Raw genomic sequence first — 20,030 nt, forward strand, 5'->3', positions numbered from 1 at the left:
GTTTTTTATCGTGATGATAAATCGGGGTAGTTGCAGTTTAGTATCTTTTTGATTGTCTCCTTCGGTCGAATAGCGTGTCATGTTCTTTCGATAATAAAGCTAAAACAGCCCGCTTGAAAGGCAAAAAACTTTTAAAGGTAATCCTCTGTGCCAGCCGTGAAACTTTCTTATCAGTCTTTTAACAGTTATTGTGTTGGAAATAAACAGGGAATGTGTAATTTTGTGCCCGATAAACTTAGATATAATAAACCAAAACTTTCTACAATGAAAAAGAATCATTTATTACTTTTAGTCGTTGCGCTTATGATGACTTTCTCATTTACTTCTTGTCTGAATGATGATTTTGACGGGAAGGCAAAGCAAAACCGACCCACACAGGCAGAGTTGAAGGCTGCCAGCAAAACCATTCAAGGAACTTATCAAGGAAAGCTGTTTACCTACACTTTTAATTCAACGAACAATACTATTCAGAAGAAAGATTCAGTAATCACCAGCTGGGAAATCACGGATGACACTACGCTTGTGGTGAAGAGGTTTCCAAGTAAACTGTTGGCAAACAACGTTACAAATGCTGACTTGAAGCAGGCTATAGAGGCTTTGCCTGACCAGGAAGTTAAGTGTGCGGTAAGCATCTTTAATGTGAACCCGATTCTTTTCTATATTGCACCCTATCGGCTGGATTTGGGTAAGCTGACTTATGGCGGGAAGACGCACGATGTCTCTGTCGGCTTCATCTTCAATCCGAACAATACGTATGGTGGATATGACAACGCCAAGAAAATTACAGGTTTCCGCCTTATTGAGTCAGTTGTGCTGATTGACGGAACTACAGACAAGTCATTATATAGAGGTTTTGAAATCTTCGACTTTAGGTCAGAGCCTAAGAAATAAGTCTTTCAGGGATAAGCTGATGCTTGAAGTCTGGGAATATCTGTTCTGATGTTCCCAGACTTTATGATTATTTGTTTGAGAACCTGAGTGTCTCATAATGATAAAATAATGGAGTCTGCTTGACTTCAATGTCCAACTAACTCAAATCCGACATGTTTTCTGTTGAGGCTTGATGATTATAGTCTGTAGCTTTTCGGAATGTGTCTGATGTTTTCCACACCCCTTGTGTTCTATATGAAAGTGATAACTTGTCTTGCAATGGCACTGATGGTGTCAGAAGCCTGCCATGCAACAGTAAATGATGAAGAAATACTGTCGGATTCTGTCTTATACACTGTAGAAAGCAACAATGTTGTTGCAGGGAAAACAGACAGCATACAGACGGATGTTTCCACCTTATCTATAATAAAGAGGGACGAAAACAGCATAAATGAAGTAAACGATGCGGAAAGAAGACTGCCTGCACATAACCTGAAGACCGATATGAGTTGGGCAAGTCTTTCTTGGTTTGCTGCAGGACTGGCTTTGAGAAGCGAGCGGAAACAGATAAAGAATATACGACAGAAATTCCAGTATAACTTTCATAATACAGTGGACGACTACCTGCAATATTCTCCCCTTCTGCTGACAACGGGACTGAAGATGGCAGGCATTGAGGGACGCAGCAAATGGGGACGATACGCCGTCAGCGCAACTGCATCTTATGCGGTTATGGCACTGTTAGTGAACAGCATAAAGTATTCTGCGCGTGAGCAGCGTCCCGACGGCTCAACATGTAATTCCTTTCCTTCCGGACATACAGCAACGGCGTTTGCAGCTGCGACGATATTGCACAAGGAATATGGGCTGACACGCAGTCCGTGGTACAGCATCGGTGGATACCTCCTTGCAACAGCTACGGGCTGTATGCGTGTCCTGAACAACAGACATTGGGTTAGTGACACCTTTGCCGGTGCAGGAGTCGGTATCTTGTCCACGGAACTGGGCTACACGCTTGCCGACCTTCTTTTCAGGCAGAAGGGTCTGCTCCGCCCTGACCGCATCGATGCTCCGCTCTTCAGTGATCAGCCGTCTTTCTTCAGTGTGCAGATGGGCTTGGGACTTGGGGAACAGAAGCTCGACCTGATGAAAGGAAATGATATACTGCAGGATGACTATGAAGAGTACAGGGTCAGGACTTTGAAATTGTCCCGTGCCATATCCATCGGAAGCGAGGGTGCCTATTTCTTCAATCGCAATATTGGTGTTGGTGGACGGCTGCGGGTCGTGTCGCGTAATGTCAAGAACTGGTCTGATTTTACACAATGTTCTATATGTAACTTGGCAAAAATATTGCCGGACCTTGAGGGTTTCATTGATGACTATTCGCTTACCGTAGAATCCAATCACATGGCGGAGTTCTCCGTCAGTGGCGGACTTTATTTTAACTTCCCGCTCTCTCGCCGCTTGTCGATTGGTTCAAAACTTCTTGTTGGCAGAAGCTATCTGCAAGGGATAAAGATTACTGCCAATGTCAGCGGACACCAGCGCGACTTGGATTTCTCTGTCGAACAGAATAACGGAGGGCAGGAGTATGTATGTGAGGTGTTGGGAAATAAGCAGGATAATGGCAAGCCATACTCTACATCGTGGGACTTTTTGAATGTCTCGGGTAATCGTGCCATAACTGTCGGCACGGGACTTTCACTCAACTTCGCCTATAAGTCGCTTATGGCGTGGCGTTTCTTCCTGGATTACGACTTCTGTCACCGAACCTACTCCACGCATTATTACCCTTCTGCCTTCCTGAAGGCAGCAGCACGCAATGTCAGTTTTGGGGGTTCTCCTGTTTCACGTCCTGATGAGTACGTGTCACCTTACGTTACTTCCCGGAAGCGTAATATATCACAGTTTGTCTTGGGGGCTGCCTTCTCAATCACATTCTGACTCTTGAAGCCCGTTTAGAAAGAACTTATTTCCCTGTTCTGCCATTCTGTCAGTCTGTTTCTGTTGGCACATCATTTGTCTAATAATTGGCGAACAACGCTGTCAGCAGCAGACGATATGGTCTGATGAACCTGCGATAGACTGCGTTAATAATAGAACAAGAAATAATAATAAAAAAGACATACAATTATGGGAAAGATTATTGGAATTGACTTAGGAACAACAAACTCTTGTGTTTCTGTATTTGAAGGCAATGAGCCAGTGGTAATCGCTAACAGCGAGGGTAAGCGCACTACACCTTCTATCGTGGGCTTCGTTGAGGGCGGCGAGCGTAAGGTGGGTGATCCTGCTAAACGTCAGGCTATCACAAACCCAGAGAAGACCGTTTACTCTATTAAGCGTTTCATGGGTGAAACTTACGCACAGTGTCAGAAAGAGGCTGAGCGTGTTCCATTTAAGGTTGTTAACGAGGGTGGTTATCCACGTGTACAGATTGACGACCGTAAATATACTCCACAGGAGATTTCTGCAATGGTATTGCAGAAGATGAAGAAGACCGCTGAGGACTATCTTGGTCAGGAGGTGACAGATGCAGTTATCACCGTACCAGCATACTTCTCTGACTCACAGCGTCAGGCAACTAAGGAGGCTGGTCAGATTGCTGGTCTTAACGTACAGCGTATCGTGAATGAGCCTACTGCCGCAGCGCTTGCTTATGGTGTTGACAAGGCTAATAAGGATATGAAGATTGCCGTATTCGACCTTGGTGGTGGTACATTCGATATCTCTATCCTTGAGTTCGGTGGTGGTGTGTTCGAGGTTCTTTCTACGAATGGTGATACTCACCTTGGTGGTGACGACTTCGATCAGGTAATTATCGATTGGCTCGCTGACGGCTTTAAGTCTGAGGAGGGTATCGACTTGAGAAAGGATCCAATGGCAATGCAGCGTTTGAAGGAAGCTGCTGAGAAGGCTAAGATTGAGTTGTCAAGCTCTTCTTCTACAGAGATTAACTTGCCATATATCACTGCTGAGGGTGGTGTACCAAAGCACTTGGTAAAGACCTTGACCCGTTCACAGTTTGAGCAGTTGGCACACAACCTCATCCAGGCTTGTCTCGTTCCTTGTCAGAATGCTATCCGTGATGCTAAGTTGCAGACATCAGATATTGATGAGGTTATCCTCGTAGGTGGTTCAAGCCGTATCCCTGCTGTGCAGACATTGGTAAAGAACTACTTTGGTAAGGAGCCTTCAAAGGGTGTTAATCCTGATGAGGTGGTTGCTGTCGGTGCAGCTATTCAGGGTGCTATCCTCAACAAGGAAAGTGGTGTGGGTGACATCGTATTGCTCGACGTAACTCCATTGACCCTCGGTATTGAGACAATGGGTGGCGTGATGACTAAGCTCATCGATGCTAACTCTACTATCCCTTGCAAGAAGAGTGAGGTGTTCTCTACCGCAGCTGATAACCAGACAGAGGTTACTATCCACGTTCTGCAGGGTGAGCGTCCAATGGCAGCACAGAACAAGTCAATCGGTCAGTTCAACCTGACAGGTATTGCTCCAGCTCGTCGTGGTGTGCCACAGATTGAGGTAACATTCGACATCGATGCTAACGGTATCCTCAACGTATCAGCTAAGGACAAGGCAACAGGTAAGGAGCAGAGCATCCGCATCGAGGCTTCAAGCGGTTTGAGCGAGGAGGAAATCAATCGTATGAAGGCTGAAGCTGAGCAGAACGCCGAGAACGACAAGAAGGAGCGTGAGAAGATTGACAAGCTGAATCAGGCTGACTCAATGATCTTCACCACCGAAAACTTCTTGAAGGACAATGGTGACAAGGTTCCAGCCGACCAGAAGTCAGGTATCGAGTCAGCTCTCCAGCAGCTCCGTGATGTTCATAAGTCAGCTGACGTTGCAGCAATCGACACAGCTATCAACAACCTCAACACTGTTATGCAGGCAGCATCACAGCAGATGTATAGCCAAGCAGGTGCACAGGCAGGTCCTCAGCCAGGCGCAGATGCTGGTCAGCAGGAGCAGCCAAAGCAGGATGACACCATCCAGGATGCAGACTTTGAGGAAGTGAAGTAAATAATAATAACTAATATAATCGCAGTAATCCAGCAATGGGTTGCTGCGATTTTCTAATCTAAATATATTACTATGACGAATTGTGTCTACATATTTGGAAATGGTCTCGACTTGCGAATGGGTATGCCTACAAGTTATCCCGATTTTCTTAAATACTATGAAGGTATAAAAACATCTGATTACACTGTTGCTTCTATCAAACAAAGTTTTTTGTCAAAAGTAAAAATAGAGAAAGGTCAAGAATGGAAAGACTTAGAAATAGCCTTGGGATTATTTACAAAAGATGTTTTTGATGTGGAATCATTTAAGGATTTCTACAGAGATATTAGTTCTGCCTTAAAAGAATATCTAACATTGGCTGAAGAAAATTTACCAAATTTATCGCCCGATGATGAGATTAAATTTTGGGAAGATTTGATGTTCCCAGAAGATTATCTTCATGTTAAATCTAGAAAGAAAGTGTTTGATATTTACTCTAATAAGGATAAAGTAACGGCTAATATAATTAATTTTAACTATACAAATACATTGGAACACCTTTTGAGTAGTAAGAAAGATGCTTTTAATGGCTATGGCGACTCTTCCAGATCTAGTCATTTTTGGGTCAGAGATATAAAGCATGTACATGGGAAATTGAATGAGTCGGATTTACTATTTGGGGTAAATGACTTAAGCCAGATAGAAAACGAGGATTTTTGCATGGATGAGAATTTTCAGGATTTAATAATCAAGCCTAAAGGCAATGAGGAGTTAGGTACAGGAGTAGATACAGAGTGTGCTTCCTTAATTAGTGAGGCAGATATTTTTTATATTTATGGCACATCCTTAGGTCCTACTGATAAATTATGGTGGGATTGTATTTTACGCAGATTTATGAATTCCAATGCAATCCTCTTATATTTTCATTATACTTCTCAAAAAGTAAAAACAGATTTACTTGAAAGAGACTATATAGGTATAGAGCGAGATTTACGTAAACTTGTAATGGAACGAATTGGCATTGAAGGAGACATAAAATCTTTCCGTAATCGTATATTCGTTGCACGTAATGCAGATATCTTTCCTATTTATCCAAAGAGAGTGATAATAGTTTAAATGTTTATTAGCTGAATCTAATCCTTTTCTTATGACTCTTGAAGAATACAACCAATTAGAAATTGATTACGAACACTGTGCTGGCACTCACTGCGAGAAAGCCAGCCAGTGTTTGCGCCATACAGCCTACACGATGTTTGAGTCGGGTGGGCGGGAACGGTATATGATGTTGAACCCGAAAGTGATAACGGGTGCACAGCCATGTCCGTACTATGAGCAGAAGCGCAAGAAACGTTTTGCGTGGGGCATCTCTCGCATTTACGATAATGTGCGGATGGCAGACTTGAAGCGTGTCCGTCACGAAGTAATGATGTGCTTTGGCTCTGAAGTTTACTACAAGGTCAAACAGCAACGCCGTGCCATAACTGAATAAGAGCAGAAGATGGTTCGTCTTTCCTTTACTGAAATGGCTTATGACGGTAGTGCCATCGAGTTCGATCGCTATGAAGAACAATACGCTGCTGTGATGCGGCTGGCAAGATACAGTTAGATATCTGCACACATTTGCTTGACATTCTCTGATAGTTCTTTGGTAGGTTCTTATAGAAAGGTATATAACTTATGATATTGGACACGTTAGTCCAGTGAGTTGGATAGGCGTGTCCAATAAGTTGGATTAGTCAGTCCAATTGATTGGATTAGCTTGTCCAATTCTTTAAATAAACTTATTTAATGTCGTTGGTTCACAAGAAATCATTTAGTGATATGAATAGACAGAAGATTGCAAACATAATAGACAGGAAGTCACGTTCTGACTGGATGTGTACGGCTTATGACTGGTTCATGGTTCTGACCATTCTCGTAAGCCTTCTTCCGCTGATGTTTATGGGTACGTACAAAGTGTTTTGGTTTACGGAAATGGCTTCAACGCTCGTGTTCATCATTGATTACCTGCTTCGCTGGGGTACGGCTGATTTGAGAAGCAACAATCGTAAGATAGCGTTTCTTTTCTATCCGTTTTCTTTTATGGCAATCATTGACCTGCTGTCCATACTGCCTGCCGTAACGCTGCTTAATCCTGCATTCAAGCTCTTCCGTTTCACACGCCTGTTGAGGCTGACAAGAGTCTTGAAGATGTTTGGAATATCAAGCAAGGTGCGTTTGTTTATGTCCATACTCTACAAGGAGCGTCAGGTCTTGTCTTCTGTCTTGGTCTTGGCTTTGCTCTATATCTTTGTGACGGCACTCATACTGTTCAATGTCGAACCCCACATAAACCCATATACAGGTCAGCCTACCTTCCGTTCTTTCTTTGATGCCTTGTATTGGGCAACCGTGACACTTACCACGGTAGGTTATGGGGATATGTGCCCTGTCACCGATGTCGGTCGTTTCGTTAGTATGCTTTCGTCTCTGTTCGGTATAGCCGTTATCGCTTTGCCCTCTGGTGTCATTACCGCCCGATATCTTGATGAACTGCGTAAGGAGAAGGACTGACACGTTTTCTGCTGGGTACAGCTTACGTTTTATATATTACAACGAGTTTGAAAACTGTTTGCTGTCATTTTTAACATTTGCGGTATTTCGTTGATTTATAAAGTGTTATAAGTCGTAAGTGGGTGATAGGAGTGACAGCAAAATAAAAATAATTCGTGAAAAACTTGACAAGGGGTACCTCTGTGTTGTATCTTTGCAGGCAGATATTAGGAAGAGCAACGGCACGCAAGGCGTGAATTTCTACAAACTGACGGCATCTTCCTTTTTGTTTTATTCTTAAATCATTCTATTTATGTTTACAGATTTTTCTAACATGCCCAATGACTGGGCAGTGTGCTTTATGCACGATTGTATTCTCAAAGAGCAGTGCCTACGCTATTATGTGGGTAAGACACTCTCTGTTAGCCGACATTCGGCATTGACTGTTCTTCCCTCTGCTCGTTCTGGCAATAGCTGTAAGGAGTTTCACGCTATGAAGAAAGAACGACTGGCGTGGGGATTCTCGCATCTTTTTGATGATGTGAAGCATAGTGACTACCGCTCTTTGCGCCGTGCTATGGAGGACCATTTCGGAAGTCGTTTTGTCTACTATCGTTACCATCGGGGGATTAACAAGCTGAGCGAGGAAGAGCAGCAATGGGTTAACGACTTTTTCCAGCGTTATGGTTATGCTACTCCACGTGTTTATGATAATTACCAAACGGGCTGGGAGTATTAGGGACTAAGGAGTCAAGGAGTGAAAGGGAGTGATAGGAGTTAAGACATTAGCTTGTTTTGGTAGAGACAGAGAAGGTAACTTTAGCGTCACGAAGTTGAATTAGTAAGCTGTTATAGAGGTCTTATTTCTTTGGTGTTAACGCTCCGCACGAATGGTGCTTGCTACTAACACACTTGGTGTTGGTAGACAGGATCATAAAAGACATAGTAACAGTTTAACTCTTCTTTGGCTCATCAGACAGAATGACAAAAGGTCAGATATTAGAAAGACATAATAACAGTTTAACCTTTTTACTCTTTATCCTTTCTCACAAACAACTTGTCAACTTGTAAATTTTAAAACCATCATCTATGAAATATAAGAATCTTAAAAATATCAAAGTAGAAAATCAACGTAACCGTCAAACGGACAAACTTAAACATGATATTACCCGTCGTCTGCTCGACTATCTTGAGCGGAAGTATGAAATGCGGTATAACACCGCCTTGGGCTGTACGGAAATCCGTAAGACAGGAAGTAACGAACCTTTTGTACCAGCGGATGAACGTATGCGCAATACTATCGCCATCAAGGCACGACTCGATGGTATTGATGTGTGGGACAAGGACATCCGACGATACACAGAGTCGGACTTTGTCAAGATTTTTAATCCTGTGGACGACTTCCTCAATAGTCTGCGAGGGAGATGGGACGGAAAGGACCATATCAATGCTTTGGCAGACTGTGTACCCAATGACAATGCACGGTGGGCAGACTGGTTTCACACGTGGTTTCTTGCGATGGTGGCGCAATGGATGGGCTTGGATAATGCACATGGCAACAGTGTTGCACCGCTACTCATCTCACGACAGGGCTATCGGAAGTCTACCTTCTGTAAACGCTTGCTGCCCGAAGCGTTACAGTGGGGCTATAATGATAATCTTGTCATCAGTGAGAAACAGAATACGCTGCGGGCAATGACACAGTCGTTACTGATTAATATTGATGAGTTTAATACGCTGTCTGCCAAGACGCAGGACGGTTTTTTGAAGAATGTCATGCAGCTTGCAAGTGTGAAACTCCGTCAGCCTTACCGCCAACAGCAAGTCATGTTGCCACGTGTAGCCTCTTTCATCGCCACAGCAAATGTCTCGGATGTCTTTAGCGATCCCAGTGGCTGTCGCCGTTTTATTGCAGTTACGCTGACTGGTCCAATCCGTCTGCCTGACCGCATAGACTATGAGCAGCTTTATGCACAGGCAGTTGCCGAACTTGAGGCTGGTAGGCGATACTGGTTTGATGAGGCTGACACCCAAGAGATTATGGCAAACAACGTGCAATATCAGCAGCGCACCCCTGCTGAGGCTCTCTTCTTCGAGTGCTTTTCTATCCCTAAGGACCTGACCAAGGGTGCCTATATGACAGCCGCCTCCATCTTCAGTCTTCTCCGCCAGCGATACGGCAGTCAGCTACACCTGACGAGCCTCTCCCATTTCGGCCGTGTCCTTGCCAACATCCCGAATCTCCACAGCAAGCATTCTTCGCACGGCACAGAGTATTTGGTAGCGATACGTAGCAGTATAGATCAGTCCGTCAATCCTAAATTAAAACGTTAGTCGCTCTCTGAATAAACTTTCAAAGTTGCTGTCACTGCTGTCACATTGCGATACGTTATAAGTCGTTTATAATCTGCTGGTTGCGTGAAGTGTTAAAAGTGACAGCAACTAAAAACAAAACTATGTTTGCTTTATTGATGTTCAAGAATGAAGTGTATTCTTAATAAAAATGACCTTGTCTTTTTCTTTATATAGATTTTTTTGCTACCTTTGTAAGATACTATCTAATAGGCGTAGTGACTAAGAACCTGTTTATGGAAGAACATAAAGAGCACAGTAAGAAATCGATTCGATTTTAATTCATAAATAGTATGATAACCGACTTTGAAGAATATATCCGACAGAGCGAGCCGCATAAACGAGAGAAAGGTTATGCGTGGCAGACGGCTATTGGTTTGCAGGCTGTTGATGGCTTGAAGACTTCTGATTATTTGCGTGAAACTGCTCGCCAGCATATTGAGGGTGACATCACGATTGAGGAGGTGAAGCTGCTCGTCAATAGCTATTATGAGTCAAAGACTGCTCGTAAGGGGGTCGGGAATAGGACGGAAGAGGCTGATAAAGTTTCGGCTCGTATTACCGAATTGCTATCTGAACAGAGCTTTACGTTCTCGCCATTGGAATATATTTCAATTCATCGTCGTTTGTTTGAAGGCATCTATGAGCATGCAGGAAAGATAAGAGATTATAACATTACGAAAAAGGAATGGGTGTTGAATGGAGAAACGGTACTATATGCTGGTGCTGATAGTTTCCGTGAAACGCTGGATTACGACTTTGCCCGTGAAAAAGAATACGATTATAAGCATCATGATATAGCAGAAGCTGTGAGCCATATCTCAAAATTTGTTTCTGACCTTTGGCAAATTCATCCGTTCGGGGAGGGCAATACCCGTACAACGGCAGTTTTTATCATTAAGTATCTGCGTACATTTGGTTTCGACATCAGCAACGAAACCTTTGCTAACTATTCGTGGTATTTTCGTAACGCACTGGTTCGAGCCAACTATAACAATATGCCTAAAGGCATCTTTGCTACGATGCAATACCTTGAAGCATTCTTTCGCAATTTGATATTAGGTGAGCAGAATGAACTAAAGAACAGACTTCTACATATAGAAGCACCAAAGCATTTGGTTCAAAGTGCCAGTCTGGAAGTTCCAAAGAGCCATAATGACACTTTGGATTGCACTTTGGAAGAAGTAGCACTTATAAAGTTTGTCAAGGAGAAACCACAAGCAACGCAAAAGGAAATTGCTGTGCATATAGGTAAGTCTGAGCGAACCGTAAAACGTATGACAACGCGTTTGTCAGAACGTGGCATTATTGAACGCAAAAATGGTAAGCGCAATGGCTATTGGGAGATTAAAAACAAAGAACTAAACAACTAAAATCCAATTTATTTATGAAACGCTATTCACTTAAAATAAAAGAAATAGAATTACAGCTACATGATGGTAATTATAATCGTCGTGTACAGTATAACGAAAAAGATTTTGATATTCTTGTTATCAGCTTTAAGGAAAAAGCTGACCTTATAAGAAAATTTGCAATCTCTGCAAATTGTTTACCAAATAGTGATTCCATTCATTTGATATTTGATCCCAATACTCACAAGGTAAGTTTCTCACCACAAGAAATAAATACTAGCATTATTAATGATGTTGAAAAATTGCTTTGTCCTGATAAAACATGAGCATTTATGGCAGAAGATAAAGAACAATATAAGAAATCGATTCGCTTCTTCAACGACCGTGAAGTGAGGGCGGTATGGGACGAGGAACACAGTAAGTGGTGGTTCTCTGTGCTGGACATCATTGCTGCGATTAACGAGCAAGATGATTACCAAAAGACGAGAAACTATTGGAAGTATCTCAAAACCAAACTAAGAAAAGAAAATAGTCAGTTGGTTAGTACTACTAACCAACTGAAGCTAAAAGCCTCTGACGGGAAGTCTTATAAGACAGATACGTTTGATGCAGAGGGTGTAACCCTTTTGGCAAAGCATATCAACAATACCAAGGCTACGAACTTTCTTGACTGGTTCCTCTATAGTGATAACACTATTGACGGACAGAGCAAGAAAAAGGCTTATCAGCTTTTTGAAAGTGGTATCTTAAAGACTGTAGATCCTGGTACAATCAAATGTTTACAACAAATACACGCTTATCTCTTTGGAGGATTGTACGACTTTGCAGGACAAATCCGTACCAAGAATATTTCAAAAGGTGGTTTTACCTTTGCTAATTGTATGCACTTTCCTGCAACGTTGCAAACAATAGAACGAATGTCAGAAACTACCTTTGATGAGATTATGGGCAAGTACGTGGAAATGAAAATTCGTGCCAATGAGCACCATGTGAACTCGTTTACAAATAGGCGAGTGCAGCCGAATTTATGCAACGTTGCCCATCCTTTTATGGAGGGTAATGGTCGCAGCACTCGTATTTGGCTCGACCTTATGCTAAAACGTTCTCTCAAACGATGTGTAGATTGGAGCCAAATAAACAAAAACGACTATTTGGCAGCTATGCGTGAGAGCGTGTCAGACAATACACACATCAAGGCATTAGTAAAGCCCGCATTAACCGCTAAGATTGATGACCGAGAAATGTTTATGAAATGTATAGATTATTCATATTGTTACGAACAAAATGATTAAATTCTATATCAATGATTATCCTTTCATATTACTAGAAACATACAAACTTTTTGGAGTAAAAATTCTTTATCAAGTATGTAAAACTATTTTAGATTATAAATATTGATATTCCCATTATGATAAAAAGTATAAAATTAAAGAAAGAAAAATCATGCTATAAAGGCGAAACTATATTGGACACAAACAATAAGAATGTAGTTCTTATATACGGTCTAAATGGAACTGGTAAAAGTACTATTGCTTCCTATTTACATTCGTTTCCAGAATGTTCTAATTTTAGTGATTGCTCTATAAATCCTAATTTAGATATGCAGATAGAGGAAATTCTTGTATACAATAAGCAATTTATTGAAGAAACTTTTTACACTGAGAACAATATTAAAGGTATCTTTACCTTATCCAAAGAAAATAAAGAGGCTAAAACTAAGATTGATTCTGCAAATAAATTTTTAGAACAACTATATAAACAGCAAAAGGAAGCTGAAGAGAAAAGAAAAAAAGAAGACGAACAATGGAACAAAAAAGTAGAAGGGTTTCAAAATAAAATCTGGGAAATCAAAAGACAATATTCTGGAGGAGATAGAGTTCTACAATATTGTCTTCAAGGGGTCCAAAGTAGCAAAGAGAATCTATTTAATCATCTATTGAATATGAAAAAGCCTACGATAGAACCGACAAAGACCATTGAAGAACTAAAGAATGAAGTAAACAATTTAAATAAACAAGATGCTGTAGAAATTCCAAGAATTCCTTTAATGGTTTTCAATGGTGAACCAATAGAGAAATATACAATATTTGGAGAAGTTATTACAGGAAATAAGGGAAGCAAAGTATCTGAGTTAATTGATAACTTAGCTAATGCAGATTGGGTGAAAGATGGATTATCATATTTAAATTTAAATACAAATCAATGCCCCTTTTGCCAACAAGGAATAACAAGTAAGATTATAGAAGACCTAAAGGGTTACTTTGATAAAACATACAATGACATATTACAAAATCTAACAAATTTAAAAGATAAGTATAAGGAAGAGGTTGAAAACACTCAGAAGATTGATACTTTTGATAACATTTCTATCCTCAATCGTTTTAAGAAAGACTATGAAATTACATTTAATAAATTTATGAATGTGATTAGAAATAACCTTTTGAGGATGGAAGAAAAATGTAAATCTCCTGGAACAAAAGTTGTAATTGAATCTCATCAAGAACTATTAGACAGGCTAAATGAGATCATATCTAATGCAAATAAGATTATAGAAGAATATAATACAAAATTACAGAATAAGCAACAAGAGATAGACCATATCAAGGATACTTTCTGGGAGATACAAAGATTCAAATATGACCAGACTGTTTCTTTGTACACCACCACTTTGAATTCTCATAAACAAGCGATTAATGAAATCGAACATGAGTATAAAGAATATACTACTCAAATACAGGAGCAAAAGGGAATAATTACTTCTGAGCAGAAAAATGTAATCAATATTGATGAAGCAATAGAGAATATAAATGCTCTTTTGCTAGACTTAGGAATTACCGATTTTAAGATTATCAAACACGAAGAAGAAGGATTATATCGCATAACGAGAGGAGATCAAACAGAAGAGGAGATTTTTAAATCCCTAAGTGAAGGAGAAAAAATGATAATAAGCTTTCTTTATTTTACCGAACAATGTAAAGGTCGTAAATTAGCTAATGACGCTATAAAAAAACGGATTATTGTAATAGATGATCCTGTTTCTAGTCTTTCTCATATCCATGTCTTTAATGTAGGAAGACTTATTAAAGAAAGATTTTATCCAACTTTTCAAAGGAACAATGATGGGGGATTAGATATTAAAAACCGTTGCGAACAGGTGTTTATATTAACACATAGCCTTTACTTCTTCTATGAAATGACGGAAATGAATAGAGAGAAGAGACATGCTTCCCAAACTTTAATAAGGTTATATAAAGATCGTCAAGGAAGCCATATAAAATCGATGAGCTACGAAGAAATTCAAAGTGACTATCAGGCATATTGGTCTATCATCAAGAATAGAGATTCTGCACCTGCTCTTATTGCAAATTGCATGAGAAATATTATTGAGTATTTTTTTAATTTCGTTGAGAAGAGAGATCTAAATAATACATTCAATTCAGAAAAATTAAAAGATATTAGATTTCAAGCTTTTAATCGATATATAAATAGAGAATCTCATTCTCTTGGACAGAATATATATGACTTTAAAGAATTTAATTATGATAATTTTCTAGAAGCATTTAGGCTATTATTTGAAATAGAAGGATATGAAACGCATTATAAGAAAATGATGAAATAAAAAGTTAAGAAGTAACATTTAAGATGGTTTCTAATCGATATTACTTAAATTGAGGAATCTTATTTGTATCGTGTAAATATAAGTTATTGATAATCAATAGCAAATACTTTTGAGGAAGAAAACGATACTTACATATAACCAAACCCGCAGCAACTGGATGGTTGCTGCGGGTTGTTTTTGGAAGATGATAAGCTTAAAACCTTACATCACAACGTCAACTCAACGATATAATCAATATCGGTGGGGACGGTGTCGAGGTTGAGGGTGATGCCGTTGCCAGTCTTTGTGAAGTTGACACGCTTGTTGGTGCCAAAGACAGTGGCAGACTTGATTTTGTGGTTGCCAGTAGGGATGAAGAGGCTGGAGTCCATACAGTTTAGGATGTGGATGTAGAGTTTGTCACCTTGCTGTGTACTCACTCCCCATTCGTGTGGAGCAACGATGCCACCACGAGTGCCGTAGATGGTTTCACCATATTTGTTCAGCCATTCACCGATAGCCTGAAGACGGTTGAGGGCAAGTTCGGGAAGAGCTCCACCTGGCTCTGGACCGATGTTGAGGAGGAGGTTGGCATTCTTACCGGCAGCACGAACAAGCATTTGGATCAGTTCCTTTGGTGACTTGTAGAGGGTATCGGTGATGTTGTAACCCCAATGCTCGTTGATAGTCTGGCATGACTCCAATGGCAGACGGCTGATGCTCTGACCAGACAGACCAGCCTTGTTCTCACCCGGCAGGTCACGTTCAAAGATTTGAATATCCTCACCAGCGAAAGGAGTCTGGTGATGGTTGTTACCGATGAGACACTGTGGCTGCAGTTTGTGAATCAATGCATACTGCTCCTCTAACTGCCAGTCGAAAGGCTTGGCGTCACTGTCATGATCCCACCAGCCATCAAACCAGATTGCACCCACCTTTCCATAGTTTGTGAGGAGTTCTGTCAACTGTGTGTTCATGAACTTGTAATAGCTTGGCCAGTCTGCCTTTTCTTTTGGACGACCCGTTCCTGTTCCCGTTCTACCCACAGGATAGTCCTCCCGTCCCCAGTCGAGGTGTGAATAATAAAGATGCAGCTTTATGTCGTGTCGCTTGCAGGCATCTGCTAATTCTTTGATAATATCACGTTTGAAAGGTGAACCATCAACAGAGTTATAAGTACTGGTAGCAGTCTTGTAAAGCGAGAAACCGTCGTGGTGACGTGTGGTAATGGTGATATACTTTGCACCAGCAGCTTTGATAGCTTTCACCCAAGCATTCGCATCAAACTCTGAAGGATAGAAGGTCTTAGCCAACTTAGGATATTCCTTGTAGTTTATATCCCTGTTGGTCATAATCCATTCGGTTGTACCCATCATCGAGTAGAGTCCCCAATGCAGGAAGATACCGAACTTTTCGTCTTGGAACTGTTTGCGCGCCTTGAGATTCTCTGCCGTTGGCTGGTAAGTCTCTTGTGCCATGCCGACGTAACTCGCCAGTAGTGTTGCGATAAAAAGTAGAGTCTTCTTCATGTATGAATTTTGTTTAGATTTCTGTGCAAAGATAATGAAAGTTCAGCAGATTACGTCCTCTTTTCTTTAATATTCATGCAGCGTGGTGGCTACGTGTGTTCCTATATCCTGAAGATATAAGAAAGGTTAGTCAATCGGCTGTTGTAGCTTCGGTTTCAGGAACTCACCTACGTCCTCTTTCAGTCTTTTGAAAGGTTCAGAGTTGACGTAGCCCACATTACGGCGGAGCATGGGGACAATCGCCTCCGTACTATGGCTATAGCTTGACAGTTCGTTCCGGCGTTGTGTGTCGTGCACAGCATTGCGGTTAATCTCGTCTTCCCGTTCACGAACCAGTCGGTCGCAGACCCGCTTCATGACAGGTACGATGATGTTGTCAAAGAGATGATGACCTTGAATATACAGATAGGTGGTTGAAGGCGTAACGCCCAATGCACGCAGGTCATCCTTCAGTTTCAGATAACTTTCCTTTGCATTCGGGTTCTCCCGTTGCAGCTGTCGCACACGCATCTGCACCTTATGGCGCAATCGGTAAAGACTTTCCACCGCCCCCCGTAAGGAAAAATTGCCAATTTCAACGACCCGATTGAAGTCGGAGATGGTAAACTTGCGATGGATTCTATGCCGATAATGCCAGATACTCCAGATGAAGAGCGGATATATGCTTTCGCTGTATTGTTTGAGGAATTCCTCGAAGTTGAAGATGGAATGGTCGTTGAGCGTCACAGCCACTGTCACGTCGTGCAGACTTGGTGCATAACACTGGAGGTTCTCAATGGCATAAGCGTATGTGTGGAAGACGTATGGATTTTCGTTTACTTCAGCCGACAGTGGGGTTGTGTTCCGGAGAAGATAGTCATAGTCAGCATCCACACAGGCAATCATATTCTCACCCATGTTCTGCGAAACGAGGTTCATCAAGACCGACCTTTTCCCTTTTGTGAGGTTCAGTCTCGACGGCAGCATCACTTCAAAATAATGTTCTTCATTCTCAAATCCGCTCAGAACGGTACGCCAGAAGAAGATGTCATCATACGCCTCCACGTATGCGATAATCTTTCTCCGTGCACCTTTACCATTCAGTCGGTTTGCAGCATCAATATATGCTGATGACAGATTGTCCCTCAGTCTTCTTCCCATCGTTCCCTCCTTTTGGCTGTCAGTTGTCGGTTATGTCCGTTACTTCTGTCACACGGTCAATCCATCCGTTCATAATGACCGCCGGACTGTGTGTGGTGAGGATAATCTGAATATTTGGGTTCAGATCCAGGATGAGGTCGATGAGCCGTTTCTGCCATTCTACGTGCAGGCTTACTTCCGGCTCGTCCATGAATAGGACATAATTCTCATTGTCCTCCACGAGTACGGTCAGCAGGATGACCAGAATCTGTTTTTCTCCGCTTGACAGCTGATAAGGAGCGAGGACTTCACCTAATGAAGAGAATTTTATCTCGTTCTCAGAGCGGATAATCTTCTTACCAGTTTCGGTAAAGAGGTCATCCAGTATGTCTTGAAAACGTTTCTTGGGTTGTGATATCTGCTGTGCTTTCTCGGCAGCATCTGCTTCACCACTTTGTAAGGTCTCGATAATGCGGTTGCCGATGTTCACCTGATAGTCAAGATATTTACGCTGAAGCTGAAAGAGCTGCCAGTCAAGTTCCGTAACAAGGTTGATGTTAATCTTGCTGATACTGTCTGAGTTCATCAGTGGTCGGTCGAACGACCGGATGATGTCATAGCGTATCCAGCGTGCATCTTCAGGACTTACCTTCAATCGGACACCCTTCAGTGAATGGCTGGGGAACTCACCTCCTTGCGACAGACTACGCACCACCTTATTAAGAATAGTACTCTTGCCGACACCATTAATGCCACTCAGGATATTCACCTGACGGTCTAATGTCCATCGGATATGTTTCTTTCCGCTCCAAAGCGAGTCAATCTCAATCTCTTCTATGTAATCTGCGTATTTCTGCATAATCGTAGATTTTATGACAATAGTAATGCAAATATAATGTTTTTTGTGTGAATGGCAATAGGAAAGCCTTATTTTAATATAAATACCATGTTTGTGGTATGCTAAATAACATAAAGAGTGTATTTCACATGTCGGTAAATGTCCGTATCTTTGCATCTGTAAACAAAGAATTCTCAAGAAACAAAACTCCAAAGAATATGGCAAAGATAGTAAACAAACTCACAGAACTTATAGGCAATACGCCACTGTTAGCACTTAATAAATTCTCTGCAGAGAATGGAGTTGATACACCTGTTCTCGCAAAGATAGAATATTTCAACCCCGGTGGCAGTGTGAAGGATCGTATAGCATTGGCTATGATAGAGGATGCAGAGGCTAAGGGACTCTTAAAGCCCGGAGCTACTATTATTGAGCCAACCAGCGGAAATACAGGCGTTGGCTTGGCATTGGTATCAGCAGTAAAGGGGTATAAGCTCATTCTCACTATGCCCGAGACAATGAGCGTGGAGCGTCGCAACCTTGTGAAAGCATACGGTGCTACGGTGAAGCTGACCGGTGGCAAGGACGGTATGCAGGGTGCAATCAAGGCCGCGGAGGAACTGCGTGATACCATTCCGGGCAGTGTCATCCTTCAGCAGTTCGAGAACCAGGCTAATCCTGAACGCCATTATCTCACAACAGGGCAGGAAATATGGCGTGATACTGACGGCAAGGTGGATGTGTTTGTTGCAGGAGTGGGTACTGGTGGGACGGTGAGTGGTATTGGTCGCTATCTGAAGGAACAGAATCCCGACATAAGAATCATTGCTGTTGAGCCAAGTTCTTCACCTGTCTTGAGTGGCGGGCAGAGCGGTGCGCATAAGATACAGGGGATTGGAGCAGGTTTTGTACCAACTACTTATAATAGAGCGTATGTTGACGAAGTGTTCCTGGTTGATGATGATGAGGCTATCCTTGCAAGTCGCCAACTAGCACAACAGGAAGGTTTGCTTGTCGGCATCTCTTCGGGTGCTGCTGCCTTTGCCGCTGCCGAGATTGCCAAACGTCCGGAGAATAAAGGCAAGACAGTTGTAACGCTTCTGCCTGATACGGGTGAACGTTATCTTTCAACAGTGCTCTATGCCTTTGACGAGTATCCTCTTTAGTATTTTCCAAATTCTAAAATACTTTCCCAACAGACTGCTTTTGTCTTTAAGACAAGGCAGTCTGTTTTTGTTTGTAGGAAGAAAGACAGCTTTTATATACATCAATAAATGTTGTTCGTTGTTGTGAAAAATGTTTACATAAATTAGAATAGTTTTCCTATAGAAATAGGAAAATAACACTTCCTTTTTGACTTTGTAACTATCAGTTTATCAGTTGGTTGTAGAACTTTGCAAGAAAAGGTGCTTAATTGGACTTCAAAAGGGCGTTAGTTAGACCTCAAAAGGGTGTCTTTTGCAAGTCAAAAGGGCGTTAATTCAAGCGCAAAAGAGTTTTTATTAAAAACGGGTTAAGGAAAAATTATTACATTTATGGCTAAATTCGTTCCCAACTTCTTTCCTTTTGGAGAGGCTGGGGACGAGGTGTCTTTCTATTTTTGTAGTAGGAATGTTTGCTTCTTTGATGGGTTGTTTTTCTTCGTTCTGCAGTCTCGGTTGTACACCGTGTTGCTCATAGTACTATGTCAAAATGTTTCTATCCGATGTATAAGCAATCCACGTAAGATTTTGAAATGATGATTTCCAAATCTTACGTGGTCATTAATCAGGAGAGGATAAAACCTTTGGAAAGAAGGGAGGTGTCTTGCACAGAATCCT

15 protein-coding genes and 1 pseudogene are annotated in these 20,030 nt (G+C 41.6%); 13 read left to right on the forward strand and 3 right to left on the reverse strand.

Features of this window, described 5'->3' with window-relative positions:
* Positions 1–264 precede the first annotated feature (264 nt).
* From ADJ77_RS00640 to ADJ77_RS00695, 12 genes and pseudogenes are all read left to right on the forward strand, one after another.
* Positions 265–891 carry a DUF4840 domain-containing protein gene (locus ADJ77_RS00640; protein ID WP_025078001.1) on the forward strand — a complete coding sequence of 209 codons (627 nt, stop codon included), beginning with the start codon at positions 265–267 and terminating at the stop codon, positions 889–891.
* A gap of 234 nt (positions 892–1,125) precedes the next feature.
* Complete coding sequence (locus tag ADJ77_RS00645) at positions 1,126–2,817, forward strand: phosphatase PAP2 family protein (protein WP_244148545.1); 1,692 nt, start codon at positions 1,126–1,128, stop codon at positions 2,815–2,817.
* A 189-nt stretch (positions 2,818–3,006) separates the two neighbouring features.
* Positions 3,007–4,911 (forward strand): molecular chaperone DnaK, encoded by a 1,905-nt coding sequence (gene dnaK, locus ADJ77_RS00650; protein ID WP_050695917.1) that lies wholly within the window; start codon positions 3,007–3,009, stop codon positions 4,909–4,911.
* 123 nt (positions 4,912–5,034) lie between these two features.
* Entirely contained in the window at positions 5,035–6,006 is a 972-nt protein-coding gene (locus ADJ77_RS00655; RefSeq protein WP_159103744.1) for an AbiH family protein, read from the forward strand.
* Between the two features lie 31 nt (positions 6,007–6,037).
* Positions 6,038–6,496, forward strand: a pseudogene (locus tag ADJ77_RS00660) (DUF6078 family protein).
* Positions 6,497–6,711: 215 nt separating this feature from the next.
* A complete protein-coding gene (locus ADJ77_RS00665) occupies positions 6,712–7,443 on the forward strand; it encodes an ion transporter (RefSeq protein ID WP_025078003.1) in 732 nt (243 codons plus the stop codon).
* A 292-nt stretch (positions 7,444–7,735) separates the two neighbouring features.
* The gene (locus ADJ77_RS00670; protein ID WP_025078004.1) at positions 7,736–8,161 is read left to right on the forward strand and encodes a DUF6078 family protein; all 426 of its coding nucleotides are present in this window, start codon (positions 7,736–7,738) and stop codon (positions 8,159–8,161) included.
* A 350-nt stretch (positions 8,162–8,511) separates the two neighbouring features.
* Positions 8,512–9,756: a VapE domain-containing protein gene (locus ADJ77_RS00675; protein ID WP_025078005.1), complete on the forward strand. Its 1,245-nt coding sequence runs from the start codon at positions 8,512–8,514 to the stop codon at positions 9,754–9,756.
* A gap of 311 nt (positions 9,757–10,067) precedes the next feature.
* Positions 10,068–11,147: a Fic family protein gene (locus tag ADJ77_RS00680; protein ID WP_042740873.1), complete on the forward strand. Its 1,080-nt coding sequence runs from the start codon at positions 10,068–10,070 to the stop codon at positions 11,145–11,147.
* Between the two features lie 14 nt (positions 11,148–11,161).
* Entirely contained in the window at positions 11,162–11,452 is a 291-nt protein-coding gene (locus tag ADJ77_RS00685) for a hypothetical protein (protein WP_025078007.1), read from the forward strand.
* Positions 11,453–11,458: 6 nt separating this feature from the next.
* Positions 11,459–12,418, forward strand: a complete 960-nt coding sequence (locus tag ADJ77_RS00690; RefSeq protein WP_050695918.1) for a Fic/DOC family protein — start codon at positions 11,459–11,461, stop codon at positions 12,416–12,418.
* Positions 12,419–12,534: 116 nt separating this feature from the next.
* Positions 12,535–14,745, forward strand: a complete 2,211-nt coding sequence (locus ADJ77_RS00695; RefSeq protein WP_025078008.1) for an AAA family ATPase — start codon at positions 12,535–12,537, stop codon at positions 14,743–14,745.
* A gap of 206 nt (positions 14,746–14,951) precedes the next feature.
* On the opposite strand, the gene ADJ77_RS00700 is transcribed toward ADJ77_RS00695, so the two are convergent.
* The 3 genes from ADJ77_RS00700 to ADJ77_RS00710 form a co-directional block, all read right to left on the reverse strand.
* Entirely contained in the window at positions 14,952–16,253 is a 1,302-nt protein-coding gene (locus ADJ77_RS00700; protein ID WP_025078009.1) for an alpha-L-fucosidase, read from the reverse strand.
* A gap of 126 nt (positions 16,254–16,379) precedes the next feature.
* Positions 16,380–17,393 (reverse strand): DUF4435 domain-containing protein, encoded by a 1,014-nt coding sequence (locus tag ADJ77_RS00705; RefSeq protein WP_025078010.1) that lies wholly within the window; start codon positions 17,391–17,393, stop codon positions 16,380–16,382.
* A 19-nt stretch (positions 17,394–17,412) separates the two neighbouring features.
* Entirely contained in the window at positions 17,413–18,231 is an 819-nt protein-coding gene (locus tag ADJ77_RS00710) for an AAA family ATPase (protein ID WP_025078011.1), read from the reverse strand.
* A gap of 197 nt (positions 18,232–18,428) precedes the next feature.
* On the opposite strand from ADJ77_RS00710, the gene cysK reads away from it, so the two are divergent.
* On the forward strand, positions 18,429–19,376 hold the full coding sequence (gene cysK, locus ADJ77_RS00715; protein WP_025078012.1) for a cysteine synthase A: 948 nt from the start codon (positions 18,429–18,431) through the stop codon (positions 19,374–19,376).
* Positions 19,377–20,030 lie beyond the last annotated feature (654 nt).

Origin of the sequence: Prevotella fusca JCM 17724 (assembly GCF_001262015.1) — a bacterium.
Taxonomy (GTDB): domain Bacteria; phylum Bacteroidota; class Bacteroidia; order Bacteroidales; family Bacteroidaceae; genus Prevotella; species Prevotella fusca.